This window comes from Pedobacter sp. AC212, from assembly GCF_979258625.1.
Map to the genome: position 1 here is coordinate 1725574 of NZ_OZ409870.1, position 13192 is coordinate 1738765.

The following is a 13192-nucleotide window of genomic DNA, read 5'->3' on the forward strand; positions in this document are numbered from 1 at the left end:
TAAGTTGAGTTTATTAAAAGCTTAGGTTATAACGAATCATTAAATACACACACAAATGAAGAAGTATCTTTTTATCGCATTTTTATTATGCACAACCTTTGGCGCTTATGCCCAAAAGTTTGCTTATGTAGACACCGAGTATATTTTGAAACAGATGCCAGAATATAAGTCTGCATTAAGCCAATTAGAAGTAGCATCTAAACAATGGCAACAACAAGTTGACCAGAATTTTTCTGAAATCGACCGGATGTACAAAGCCTATCAGGCAGATCAGGTATTGTTAACTGATGATATGCGCAAACGCCGCGAAAACGAAATCATTGAGAAAGAAAAACAGGCGAAAGAGTTTCAGCGCCAAAAATTCGGACCAGATGGTGAGCTTTTTCAAAGCAGAGCAAAATTGATCAAGCCAATTCAAGAGAAAGTTTCTGATGTAATTAAACAGATTGCGAAGGCTAAATATCTTGATTTCATTTTTGACAAAAGCAGTGAAGCAACCATGATGATTTATGCAAGCAGCAGCTACGATGTTAGTAATGATGTAATTGTGAAATTAGGTTACAAGCCAGGGGCTGGAAAAAATTAGTATATTCGCCCCCTTAGATTTTAGAAAACAAACAAAAAAAATAAAAAAGTAAAATAGAACGATGAGAAAGTTAATTAACGTATTCTTTGTAGCAGCAGGGTTAATGTTTACAGCGAATATGGCAAGTGCGCAACAAAAATTAGGTCACATTAATTCAGAAGATGTGTTTGCAAATCTTCCTGAAGCTAAAGCGGCTCAAACTACCTTAGAAACTTTGGGTAAAACTAAACAAGCAGAAATTGATGCGATGATCAAAGAATATCAAACTCAATTGGCTGCAGCCCAAGCTAAAGAAAAAACTTTAAGCGAAGCAAATAAAGAATCAGTTGGTAAAGAATTACAAGCTGCTGGCCAAGCATTACAGGATTTAGAAAAACGCATTACTGATGCCCGTACTAAAGCATCTCAAGATGTTGGTACTAAACAAGGTGAGTTATTTCAACCTATTCAAGCTAAGGTAGCTACTGCAATTTCTGCTGTAGCGAAAGAAAAAGGTTTGGCTTACGTTTTCGATATCGCAAACGGACAAGGTGGAAATAACCTGGTTTTCTGGGAAGGTGGTGATGATATCACTTCAGCAGTTAAAACTAAATTAGGTATTTCTGCTACTGCAGCTAAAGCACCAGCTCCTAAGAAATAAGTCTTGAGTCATAAGTCTAGAGTCTCTAGGTTATGTGAAAAATATAAAGCGGAATCAAAGTAATTTGGTTCCGCTTTTTTTGGTCATCATCCAACTTTCCAACCTCCCAACTTTTCAACAATAAAATAATATCTTTACGGTGATGCAAAAAAGTTCGCCTATAGGTATTTTCGATTCAGGTTATGGTGGCTTAACTGTTTTTCGGTCGATAGCTGATCAATTGCCCGATTACAATTATATCTATCTAGGCGATAATGCCCGTTCTCCTTACGGTGATCATTCTTTTGATACGATTTACAAATATACCCTCGAATGTGTAGAATGGCTTTTCGCACAGGGCTGTGAATTGGTTATCCTGGCTTGTAATACTGCTTCTGCAAAAGCTTTAAGAACTATCCAACAAAAAGATTTACCTGTTAAGTATTCAGATAAAAGGGTTTTAGGTGTCATCAGGCCAACGGCGGAGGTTATTGGCAGCTTTACATCCAGCGGCCATGTTGGCGTAATGGGTACTCGCGGAACTGTAAATTCGCAATCCTATTTATTAGAGATTAATAAGTTTTTTCCAGAGGTTAAGGTATATCAGCAAAGTTGCCCGATGTGGGTGCCCTTAATAGAAAACAATGAGCATTTGCAATCTGGTGCTGATTTTTTTATCGACGAATATTGTAATCGGTTAATGGAACAGTCTGCTGAAATAGACTGCGTTCTTTTGGCTTGCACACATTATCCCTTACTTATGCCAAAGTTAAAAATGGTTTTGCCTGACTACATTAATATTCTAACTCAGGGAGAAATTGTAGCCAAAAGCTTGGTTGATTATTTAGGAAGACATCCTGAGATAGAAACGAAGTTAAGTAAAGACGGACTTAAGTCTTTTTACACCAGTGGCGATCCGCTGGCTTTTGATGCCCAGGCTTCTATTTTTTTTGGTGAGGAATTGAATTCAGGGCGCATGTAAATGCTATGCGTTAGATAGGTCATCACAAACCACCCATCATTCCCACTCAAATGGGAATCTTAAAGCGCTCACTGTTGAAATTAATTTTGACTGTTTTTGGCATTAGAATCCCCAGTCAAGCTGAGGATGACGACCGTTCGTTGTTGGTGGCTGTGTCTGGAGTTTAGCGAATTCTCTAACCATTCCGTCATTCCTACGCAGGTGGGAATCCTATTGCTTTGCTGTTAAAATTACGTTTGCTTGTTTTGCGGTTTAAGATCCCCAGTCAAGCTGAGGATGACGACCATTCATTGTTAGTGGCTGTGTCTGGAGTTTGGCCAATTCATTAAAACATTCCGTCATTCCCACGCAGGTGGGAATCCTAATGCGTTGCTGTTAAAATTACGTTTGCTTATTTTGCGGTTTAAGATCCCCAGTCAAGCTGAGGATGACGACCGTTCATTGTTGGTGGCTGTGTCTGGAGTTTAGCCAATTCACTAACCATTCCGTCATTCCCACGCAGGTGGGAATCCTAATACGCTCGCTAATGATTAATGCACTTTTTGTACGACTAGACTTGTAACTGATAACTCATAACTGGCAACCGGTAACTCAAAAACTCGAAACCGATTACTGCGGCAATTTCTCTACCCTAGTTAAAATTGTAGGCGAAGAGAGGGCCTCTAGAAAAGAAACCACCGCATCCTTTTCTGCTTTACTCAACATTAAGCCTTTTAACAACTTATCGTTCTTAGGCAATAGTGGGTCATTTGTTTGTTCTGCCCGAACCCTCTGAACGGGCATGCCCACATTGTACATGTTCATCACACCATCCATATCTGGGAATAAACCATTATGGAACCAAGGTGCGGTTTTCATTACATTTCTCAATCCAGGCGTTTTAAATTTACCTACATCTTCCGGTTTCTTGGTTACATTGTACAAGCCTAAGTCTTCATATTTACGTTTGAAATAAGTTAACCCATCGTTGTGGAACTCATTATCAGTAAATAACGGACCATTATGGCAATTAATACAACGGGCTTTGGTGCGGAATAAATGTAAACCCACTAACTGTTGATCGGTCAATGCCTTCTTATCTCTAGCCAGGAAACGATCGAATGGTGTTCTCCTGCTTACAATGCTGCGTTGAAAAGTGGCCAGACTTTCGAATATCCTTTTGTTGGTGATGGTCTTCGATCCAAAAGCATCAACGAAGAATGGTTGATATCCTTTTATTTTGCTCAACTTTTTGGATAAAGTTTTCATATCCTGGTGCATCTCATTATGTGCCGCCACCGGGCTTTCTGCCTGTTCTTCCAAACTCGCTGCTCGTCCATCCCAAAACAAACGTTTGTAAAACCATACGTTTTCTAAAGAGGGCGCATTACGGATGTTTGTTAAATGATCATGTCCAACAGAAACCTGACGGCCATCAGACCAATGTAAATCTGGTGCATGGCAGCTCGAGCAGGAAATTTGATTGGAACCGGATAAACGAGGATCGAAAAATAGGATTTTACCCAGTTCAACAACCTTTTTAACGGAATCATTTTTTAAATCGACGGGAGAGGGCGGAAGTTCTCCCAATTCTTGAAAAACAGCTCCTTTATCTACAGTCGGCTTTGGCCATTGATCTGTAGGTTTTGAATAAACTTTGCGCAAGCTATCTATGCTCAGTTCCTCATCATCGTTGAAATTTGTTGATTGAAATGATAGTAGGATTAATCCGGTAAAGATTAGGGCAAGCGTGAGGAAAACTTTATTCATAAGGCTAAAAATACAGATTTAAGCTGATATTGGAAGAAAAGCGGTCTTTGCCGGGGGCGCTTGCTAAGACACGTCCGAAATCTTTTAAATCATCCCTTTTCCAGTAACTAAGTCCCACCTTAATCCCAGTTTGGACTTGTCGAAACATGGGGATGCTATAGTCGGCGGTAAAATTTCCTCCAAATTTTGAGGTTGTGTTATAGGAATAGTCATGATAGATTACAGTTCTTGTGAAGATACCTTCATTGGCAAGCAGTACTTTAAAATCAGAATCAAGGTAATGATTATATAAAGCAGATATACTGATTCCCCAGTTATGATTGTTTTTACCATTGTGATTAAAGCCGTAGCTTAAAGCATAATTCAATTGATTAAAACGGATATCATTTCCGGCTAAGCCATCCTGTCTACGTTCTTCGTATTTATTTAAGCTTAAACCAATGTTGTGTATGAGGTTGTTTTTCTTGATGGTGTAAACTCCAGCAGCTGAGATGAGATTGTTGTTGAACAGGTAGCTGTTTGCCAAATAATTATTAAGATAGTTATCTCCTTTGTTAGTAATGTAATTTAAATCTACACTTATTCCGCCTTCAGATAGTTCTTTTAACCAAAACAGGCGATAACTTTCTTTTACCAGGTTAAAGTTTATGAAGCTTGTTATTCCATCAGAGGCTCTGTAATCAAATTGTTGTTTTTCTTTGGATGTTTGGTAGTTCAGGTTAAAGCTACCAATACTTGTTGATTCATAAGTTAGATATACATCAATTCCATTTCTGTTTTGATTATTTTGAACAGTTCTGGCTTCATTATATTCTCCAGCTTCTCCATAACCATTGATTAGGTAGTTGGTAAACTCTGGACTCACTCTTCCTTGATTAAGACTGGCATTTTTATATGCTACGTTTACTTTTTCAAGACCATACCCAAAGCGGTATGCAGCGCCAATAGATAGTGCTTTTGTGATATTGTAGCCAATCGTCCCAACTAAATTTAATTGGTAATCGTTTACATTCCCTCTTGGGTCGTTTGTTGAGTAATGATCGCCGATCCTATAATCAGCTCCTAGCCCAATATGTAGCTTATCATTCAATATATTTTTATTGGCGAAGGCCTTTAATTTGTAAATCGATCTCTGATAACTTACATTTTTTAAAGAGCCAAAATAATATGGATTAGCAATATTATTACGCGTTTGATGAGAAAAACGTGTGCTATCTTCTATGATTCTATTATAGGAAAATTGTCCCCAGACCGTGATAGAGTTTAGCTGTGAAACTCCTTCGGTACTCAAAAATGTGTTTGAAAGTTTAGTCGCATCCTGAGATTTCATTAAATGTCCTTGTTCAAAACCTTGACCAACAGTTAAAGTGTTAAAAGTTTTAGGCATTAGTTTTTTAATATAGAACGGACTTGACTTTGCAAATGTGTAACTGCTGAATAATGACGAGTCAACTGAAAATAATTTATTGCGCATGCCTACCATTATCGAATCCTGCTTTTGTCCAAACGCAGTAGATAAAGTGCCAAAAAATAAAAGTGCGTATAAAAAGGTGTTCTTCATTTCTTTTTTCTGTTAGCTGCTTATTTAAATTCACGAGGGATTGCGAGTGGGAAATAGTCAAAATCTTCAGCGGAGTTATTCGTGTCTTTTAAAATCCTTCTTCCATTTACTGTCGTCTCTGTTTTTCGTATAACGGATTGGGAAGAATAAGCACCATTAGGAGCATAAGTATAAAGCGCATCTATAGAAGCACCCAATTTTTTTGGAACCCTAGAAGCGGCGCTACTAGGCTGAATTTCGACCCCATCTATAATAAAGTCGATTGGAATTTGATAATATTTATCGGCATTGGCTTGTGGTGGCGCAATAGTTGGAAAAGAGTATTGAGGCAATTTCTTAATCTCAGTAGTTCCCTTGTTCTTGAAAATAACATATCCCATTCTTCCTGGATTGTCAAATATCAGATCCGTCCCGCTGTATGATAGTACATCGACATTCGGAACACTTGGATTATCTATATCCGAGGCTAAGGGTTTAGGTAAAAACGGGGCATAATAAGCTTCAAAATCTGCACCGCTCAAATCAATGGTTAGCGATGGATCTCTTGCTGTGATTGTTTTTCCGTCTGTCCCTGTAAAAGGAGCTTTGTGGTTTAAGGCAGTTTGTGCTAATACAATGCTTTCGCCAGGTTTAACAGGATATTGGCTACCATTCCCTGGGATCATTAAAAGTGCTCTTGTGTAGATGTATGAATTATTCGCGTCGATATCGCTTGGCATACCTTGTGCTTTTGACCAATCATACTGATTATTATTTTGCCTGTAAATGTTTGTTGAGGTGAAGTTTTGAATGCCTAGCGCTTCAGCGATGTACAAACTATCCGCAAAAAGAACTGAATCAGAATTGTTGTATATTTCTATAAATTGATCACGGAATGATGCTCCAGTAGTAGTATTCGAGCCAGCATAATAAATTTGCTTGATTACCCAGGGACCTGTAGATCCAGAAATTAATTTTAGTGATATATTTTGATTATCCTCTATAGTAATTGTTCTTGATTTTTCTGATGCATTAAATACAACTTCTTTGTCTACGCTTTCTCCAGTAAGTGCTGTATAATCGGTAGCAGATATTTTTATCATTGCTGAAATATCATAAACACCAGGAGAAATCGAATCTAACAGCACCGTACCATCGTTGCTGGTGGTATATTTTTGAAGTACATTGTTTTTTGTGTTTTTGATCGTTACTTCAATTTTTGATTTTGGCAATAATTTCCCTAAATCCTGCGAAGCATAAGAGGTAAGTATCTGAAATTTAACAGGATGAATTTCAGGAATATCGCCTTGGTATTTTTTGCATGCGATTAGCAGCAATGAGATACATGAAATAATAGTGATTATTTTTTTCATCTTTTAAAGTTTTATAGATAATTCGGCGCCAAATGTTGGTGTGCTATTTGGATATCGGTAGGTACCAGTTGGAGTGATGTAATAAGGACGGTGATTAAATACATTATACACATTGAAAGCAAACTTAAAACGCTTTTTTATCTCCTTTGCTATGCTTAAGTGGTAGTTGGATATAATCCTTGGAAGGTCGTTTTCCGACTGCTCTTGCGGAGTGATATAAAGATGGCCGTAAGAGGAATTGTTACGATCGAAGTTGCTGATAGCAATATATTGGTTGTATCTCTTATAGTAGCCTAGCGGGATTCTAGAACTTGCATTTGTTCTACTTTTGTCTAGAATATCAAACTCCGCGACAAATGAAACAACCAAACTCAGTTTAGGTATGTGAGTAACACTTGTGATTCTACCATTACTGAAATAAGATCTTTTATTTATTGGTTCATATACTCCGATATAGGCGTAATTTGGGTCAGTTGGAATTATACTTGGAAGCTTATTGCTTAAACTGTTAGAGGTACTCAAATACGAAGTCCGAAAAAGGCCGCCACTAATATTGAAGGTAGTTTTCAACTCCTTTATTTGAGGAGAATTTATGATCACTTCGAAACCTTGATTATTGGATGCTAGGTCGTTTTTAAAATAAGAATAACTAATTGCATAGGGTTGTACTCCTTTAGTTTGAATTGTCGGTTTAGCTCCAGGATTAATTGTTGCTGTATAGGTTGGAAGTTCAATGGTCTGTAAGTTTTGAACAGTGGATATTCCGTTTCTGGATTTTTTATTGAAAACAGAAAGCGACAAATTAAATTTGTCTATTTTAATTTGAGCCGAAAGCTCAATGCTTTCGCTTTTAGAAGGCTTCAAACCTGCACTTGTTGGCTCATATCTTTCAACGTATACTAGATAAGTACTTTCGTTAACTTTGCCATTGTAGGCATTCAATAGTGGGATTTCAAAAAACGTTGGTCCTGGATATCGCTGCGCTAAACCTGGAGATTTGTACGATAGACCATATGCCAATCCAAATCTTAAGTTTTTGTTCACCTCGTAATTAATATTTGTTCTTGGCGAAAGAGAAGCGTAGCCATTTTGAATATCCGAACGAATACCAGCTCTTATATTTAGTGGTTTACCCAGTACTGTTGCTGTAAAAACGTCTTCGATGTAAAAACCCAAATCTTTTTGCGAGAGCGCCAATCGAAAATCATAATAACGCTCTGAGCTTTTTGTTCCTAAGGATGTACTTGCAACTCGTGCTGTTCCTCTCGGTTCATTTGGGTCTATCGTTTGGCCAAGTCCTTTATTAGCGGCATAACTAAAACTCCCGCCAAAGGATAAATTGTGAATGAGATTTCCTGTTTCAAATCCTCCGGTGAAATCTAAAGATGCTGAGGCATTAATTGGCCGACCGTCGATAAGAGATTTTGCCGTATAAATGCCAGAGTCATAATATCCCTCGTGGATTCCGGTAGTGGTTGCGGTACTGTATAAAACGTAAGCATCATTTACCAATTCCTCTTTATAACTTACCTGATGGCCTTCTGCATACCTTAAATTTAAACCAATATTTTTCAGGAAACCTTTTTCCAAGCGATAATTGCTTCTATTCGCTACGCTAAAGTTCCAGCTATCAAATTTTGTCCTGGTACTTTTTTCATCATCAGGATCGTATTTAATCCCGTCTAAGTTTCTACCATAATCTAGACTAAAAGTGTTTTTCAGCTGCTTTGATTTTCCGAAGGAATTTGTCCACATCGCATTGCCATTAATACGTCTATAGGCTTTAAGTTTATCTCGATTATCTTGAAACGAATTCACATAATTAATCCCAACGTTTACTGAGCCATATTTCGGGCTGATTTCGAAACCTTTTGAAAAACCGTAAGAGGTCGCATTATCTCTTAATTGCATTCGTAAATAAGCTGGTGATTTACCTGCCTGGCGCTCAATGATGATTGCTCCATCGGTTAGATCGCCGTATTTAGCAGGGGCTACTCCTGCAATAACTTCGATGCTTTCAATATTATCTGCAGGGATTTGGCGTAAATCCGTCCCTCCGAAAGTGTAATCTCCGGTATAATTATTTCCGTCATTCCCTGTTCCTCTGATTCCATATGAGCCACTCGTCACAAAAGAAGATCCAACTCCACCAATTCGGCCCGGATTAAAACTTTGCATGTTGGCATTGTTACTTAGAGTGTTGCCATCCATTATGATGGCTATACCAAACGCATTATTTAATTCAAAACTTCCTTTTCCATTAGTCGTTGGTTCGTATGCAGCTCTCAGATTAATATTTTGTACATTTTGCAAAGACGGAGGTTGAATTTTTCTATTGGGGATTTGATTTAATAAATCATTCACACTTAGCGCCGGTGTTTGTTCAATTAAGTCTCTAGTAATAACTAATGATGAGTTGCTGGAACCCGAATAGTTCCGCTTCGCATTGATTTCAATGTTCTCCAAGCTTAAATCTAAAACCTTTAGGCTGATGTTTCCGAGATTGGTTTCTCCTGCTTTAACAGTAATTGGAAAGCTTAGTTTCTGATAACCAATATAGGAGAATTCGAGGGTTAGATTATTATTGGTTTCGGAGCCATTTATTCTAAAAACCCCAGCTTTATCAGTTATTGTATACTGATTGGTTTCAACAACTTTAATGTTTACAAGCTCTAGCGGCTTGTTTTCAGGGTCTACCACTTTTCCGGTAACAACGTTTTGCGCTTGCGCCATCCCGGCAAGACAAACCAAAACTAATAATGAAATGTAAAGTTTCTTCAATTTAGACTAAATCTTAATAATGGCGCAAACATAGAGATTTAACAGTTATCAACAAAACTATTTAGAACAATTCCAGATAATTTAGCATTATTTGGTTTACAACTAATTAAGGTCTATTGCATTCCAAATTAACCTCATTGTGACAAAAGAAAATACTTTTGTTTAGGTTGTGATTATTTAAAAGGATAACTTTGCGGCTTCAAACCCACACAATGAGTGATCAGATAAAACACGAATGCGGAATCGCTTTTATTCGCCTGTTAAAACCACTTTCTTACTACCAGCAAAAGTACGGTACAGCACTTTACGGCCTTAACAAATTATATCTTTTAATGGAAAAACAGCATAACCGGGGCCAGGATGGCGCAGGTATTGCCACCATTAAATTGGATATGAAACCTGGCAGTAGGTACATTAGCCGATACCGGAGCATGGCTTCGAATGCGGTAGCAGATATCTTCGAGTATGTTCAAAACAAATTCGTAGATATACAAGAAAACACCCCTGAATTAATGCAGGATACAGAGTGGCTCAAAAACAATGTTAGCTTTATCGGCGAGGTGTTATTGGGCCATTTGCGTTATGGTACACATGGTAAAAATAGTATTGAAAACTGCCACCCTTTCTTAAGGCAAAACAACTGGATGACCCGTAACCTGGTTATTGCAGGTAACTTCAACATGACGAATGTTGATGAGTTATTGGAGCAACTCTATGAGTTAGGTCAGCATCCAAAAGAAAAAGCCGATACCGTTACTGTTTTAGAAAAAATTGGTCACTTTTTGGATGATGAAAATCAAGAACTTTTCGATCAATATAAAAAAGAGGGACACGACAATGTGGCCATCACGCACAAAATTTCTGATCATTTAGATATCGCAAATATTCTTCGCCGCTCGGCTAAAACCTGGGATGGTGGCTATTCTATCTGCGGTATGGTGGGTAACGGCGATTCATTCATCATGCGTGATCCGGCAGGTATTCGTCCAGCCTATTACTATTATGATGATGAGATTGTAGTGGCTGCTTCTGAACGACCAGCACTACAAACTGCTTTCAACATCCAGTTTAAAGATGTTAAGGAGATCGATCCTGGTCATGCTTTAATTATCAAGAAAAACGGCGAGGTAAGCATGGAGCAGTTCCGTGAGCCTACCGAAAGATTATCTTGTTCGTTCGAACGCATCTATTTCTCAAAAGGAAGTGATGTAGAAATTTACCGCGAACGCAAGCAATTAGGTCGTTTATTGAGCGATAAAATTCTTCAGGCCGTTCACTACGATTTAAAAAACACCGTTTTCTCTTTTATACCAAACACTGCTGAAGTGGCTTTCTTTGGTATGGTTGATGGTGTGCAACAATATGTACGCAGGCATCAAAAAGATATTCTTCTACATAAAAAAGAGGAGTTATCTGATGAGCAGCTGGAGGAATTGTTATCTCTTGCACCCCGGGTTGAAAAGCTGGCTGTAAAAGATGTGAAACTGCGAACTTTTATTACGCAGGATGCGGATAGAAGTGAAATGGTGGCCCACGTTTATGATACCACTTATGGTATTATCAATAACCATCAGGATACTTTGGTAGCCTTGGATGATTCAATTGTTCGGGGTACTACTTTAAAACAAAGTATTATTAAAATCGTAGATCGTTTACATCCTAAGAAAATTATCATTGTTTCATCTGCACCTCAAATTCGTTACCCAGATTGTTACGGTATTGATATGAGCAGAATGGGGCAGTTTGTTGCTTTCGATGCTGCAATTCAGTTATTAACTGAGCGTGGCATGTGGCAGGTGATTGAAGATGTTTATGCAAAATGTAAAGCTTCATTATTACTTCCGAAAGAAGAAATCGTGAATCATGTAAAAGAGATTTACAAACCCTTCACTCCGGAAGAAATTTCCGCTAAAATTGCGCAGATTATCACACCTAAAGGCACTGTTGCCGAGGTAGAAGTAATTTATCAAAGTTTGGAGAACTTGCATGAAGCTTGTCCGAAAAACAAAGGTGACTGGTATTTCTCTGGTAATTATCCAACTCCAGGTGGCAATAAAGTAGTGAACAAAGCTTTCATTAACTGGAAAGAAGGGAATAATCAAAGGGCATATTAATCCTTAGATATTTTGAATTTGAATAGCCCGCATTTATGCGGGCTATTTTTTTTGTCCAAAAAATTTAAATTCATTTGTGTTTGATATTATATAGAAAGTGACACTCTTGCCACGTTATTGGAGATTATTAGCCTCATTTGGTAAACGTTTTATCATTCTTTGTTCTTGTAGATTGCACATCTTCTTTGACAGCGAAAAACATTTAGAAGGGTGTAAATGTTAATTCTCCACTATGAAAAACCTAATAAAATTTTGCCTGATATCTACCGTTTGTTTAGGCTTAAGCTGTTCTGAAAGTAATCAACAACAAGTTACAAACGCTATCGACAATACAAGCGATAGTATTTCAACCAAGCTTTCAGAATTGAATGATACCTTAAAAAATGTAAAGGAAGATATCAAGAGCCGTATTCCTAAAGTAGAAATAAACGTGAGCAAACGTGTTCCGATAAGTTTGCAATGGATCAGTTTTGAAAGTGAAAAGGGTTCGGCCGAAATCCTTAAAAAGGACAGTAAATGGTTCTCCATAAAGGGGGAGCAAACGAATACCGACAATGAATACCTTAAAATTGATGGACGTTTGAAAAGATTGGACGCCAACAGAATTTCCTTCGAAGGAACGATAATCACGTATATCAAAGATAACAACGGCGGTGTGCCTTGTGAAAAAACTGGTGCGCAGGTATTTTTTAAAAAAGGCAGCCGTTCCTATTATCGTTTGCAAAAAATGGAAAACTGCGCTGGTGGGAAGCTATTGGATTATGTTGATATTTATAATCTCGATGACGTACTTTAGTGAGTATTCTACGCATAAAACTGAACATACGTTTTGTAAATAAGCCAAAATGCAAATAGAATAATAATTACCCCTGCAATTTTATTAAGTGTTTTTAGGGCGTCTTCCTTTATTTTGTATCTGAGTTTACTTGAATAGAAACTCTTTGCTCCATCTATGCTCAGCTGAGTAACCATCGCGATAAAAAAGCAAACCAATTTTTCGTTCAGCATGTTATTCAGCTTAACAGATATTATTCCGCTTACAATAATCCAGAACATTAAGGTAGAAGGAGTGAGGATGCACATCAGAAATCCCTTTAAAACATAACCTCTTTTGCTGATCTTCTGGAGGGTTGCGGAATCGTAATTTACCTTCATTTTTGAAACCAGATAATATATTCCTACGGCGAGTAAGAAAATACCTCCAATGGTACCGACATATTTGTCGAAGCTAGCTTTATAATCGAAAAACTGACTTCCAAAAAGGACTAATGCGATTAATATAACATCACTAATTATAACCCCAATAGCTAAAGAAAACCCTGCCATAAAGCCTCTTTCTATACTGGTTTTAATCATTGCAAAAAATACCGGACCTGTTAAAAACGACGAAATAATCCCTGCCCCAATACCTAATAATATGGCTTCAAACATGTATTGTATTGTTTATA

General features: G+C 37.7%; 10 protein-coding genes. 5 read left to right on the top strand and 5 right to left on the bottom strand.

From position 1 onward, the window contains the following. Window positions 1-55 precede the first annotated feature (55 nt). The 3 genes from ACZZZC_RS07390 to murI all read left to right on the top strand — a co-directional run bounded on the left by ACZZZC_RS07390 (window position 56) and on the right by murI (window position 2187). Window positions 56-586, top strand: a complete 531-nt coding sequence (locus tag ACZZZC_RS07390; protein ID WP_056851821.1) for an OmpH/Skp family outer membrane protein — start codon at window positions 56-58, stop codon at window positions 584-586. A 61-nt stretch (window positions 587-647) separates the two neighbouring features. Then, window positions 648-1226: an OmpH/Skp family outer membrane protein gene (locus tag ACZZZC_RS07395; RefSeq protein ID WP_056851820.1), complete on the top strand. Its 579-nt coding sequence runs from the start codon at window positions 648-650 to the stop codon at window positions 1224-1226. 142 nt (window positions 1227-1368) lie between these two features. After that, window positions 1369-2187, top strand: a complete 819-nt coding sequence (gene murI, locus ACZZZC_RS07400; RefSeq protein ID WP_463486872.1) for a glutamate racemase — start codon at window positions 1369-1371, stop codon at window positions 2185-2187. A 609-nt stretch (window positions 2188-2796) separates the two neighbouring features. Here murI and ACZZZC_RS07405 read toward each other — a convergent pair. Genes ACZZZC_RS07405 through ACZZZC_RS07420 form a run of 4 tightly spaced genes read right to left on the bottom strand, consistent with a single transcriptional unit; the run spans window position 2797 to window position 9630 of the window. Further along, complete coding sequence (locus tag ACZZZC_RS07405) at window positions 2797-3936, bottom strand: cytochrome-c peroxidase (RefSeq protein WP_463486873.1); 1140 nt, start codon at window positions 3934-3936, stop codon at window positions 2797-2799. A gap of 4 nt (window positions 3937-3940) precedes the next feature. Continuing rightward, window positions 3941-5497, bottom strand: a complete 1557-nt coding sequence (locus tag ACZZZC_RS07410) for a DUF6850 family outer membrane beta-barrel protein (RefSeq protein ID WP_463486874.1) — start codon at window positions 5495-5497, stop codon at window positions 3941-3943. A gap of 20 nt (window positions 5498-5517) precedes the next feature. Then, the gene (locus ACZZZC_RS07415) at window positions 5518-6849 is read right to left on the bottom strand and encodes a DUF4876 domain-containing protein (protein WP_463486875.1); all 1332 of its coding nucleotides are present in this window, start codon (window positions 6847-6849) and stop codon (window positions 5518-5520) included. 3 nt (window positions 6850-6852) lie between these two features. After that, a complete protein-coding gene (locus tag ACZZZC_RS07420) occupies window positions 6853-9630 on the bottom strand; it encodes a TonB-dependent receptor domain-containing protein (protein WP_463486876.1) in 2778 nt (925 codons plus the stop codon). 212 nt (window positions 9631-9842) lie between these two features. On the opposite strand from ACZZZC_RS07420, the gene ACZZZC_RS07425 reads away from it, so the two are divergent. Together ACZZZC_RS07425 and ACZZZC_RS07430 are read left to right on the top strand one after the other, a co-directional pair. Next, a complete protein-coding gene (locus ACZZZC_RS07425) occupies window positions 9843-11744 on the top strand; it encodes an amidophosphoribosyltransferase (RefSeq protein ID WP_463485498.1) in 1902 nt (633 codons plus the stop codon). A gap of 232 nt (window positions 11745-11976) precedes the next feature. Continuing rightward, on the top strand, window positions 11977-12540 hold the full coding sequence (locus tag ACZZZC_RS07430) for a hypothetical protein (protein ID WP_463485499.1): 564 nt from the start codon (window positions 11977-11979) through the stop codon (window positions 12538-12540). A gap of 8 nt (window positions 12541-12548) precedes the next feature. Here the strand turns inward: ACZZZC_RS07430 and ACZZZC_RS07435 are convergent, their stop codons facing one another. Next, a complete protein-coding gene (locus ACZZZC_RS07435) occupies window positions 12549-13175 on the bottom strand; it encodes a LysE family translocator (protein WP_056849395.1) in 627 nt (208 codons plus the stop codon). Window positions 13176-13192 lie beyond the last annotated feature (17 nt).

Bases quoted from the DNA above. Each gene is read 5' to 3' on its own strand.
- ACZZZC_RS07435 (WP_056849395.1), bottom strand. From the start codon at position 13,175: ATGTTTGAAGCCATATTATTAGGTATTGGGGCAGGGATTATTTCGTCG.
- ACZZZC_RS07415 (WP_463486875.1), bottom strand. From the start codon at position 6,849: ATGAAAAAAATAATCACTATTATTTCATGTATCTCATTGCTGCTAATC.
- ACZZZC_RS07395 (WP_056851820.1), top strand. From the start codon at position 648: ATGAGAAAGTTAATTAACGTATTCTTTGTAGCAGCAGGGTTAATGTTT.
- murI (WP_463486872.1), top strand. From the start codon at position 1,369: ATGCAAAAAAGTTCGCCTATAGGTATTTTCGATTCAGGTTATGGTGGC.
- ACZZZC_RS07410 (WP_463486874.1), bottom strand. From the start codon at position 5,497: ATGAAGAACACCTTTTTATACGCACTTTTATTTTTTGGCACTTTATCT.
- ACZZZC_RS07425 (WP_463485498.1), top strand. From the start codon at position 9,843: ATGAGTGATCAGATAAAACACGAATGCGGAATCGCTTTTATTCGCCTG.
- ACZZZC_RS07405 (WP_463486873.1), bottom strand. From the start codon at position 3,936: ATGAATAAAGTTTTCCTCACGCTTGCCCTAATCTTTACCGGATTAATC.
- ACZZZC_RS07430 (WP_463485499.1), top strand. From the start codon at position 11,977: ATGAAAAACCTAATAAAATTTTGCCTGATATCTACCGTTTGTTTAGGC.
- ACZZZC_RS07390 (WP_056851821.1), top strand. From the start codon at position 56: ATGAAGAAGTATCTTTTTATCGCATTTTTATTATGCACAACCTTTGGC.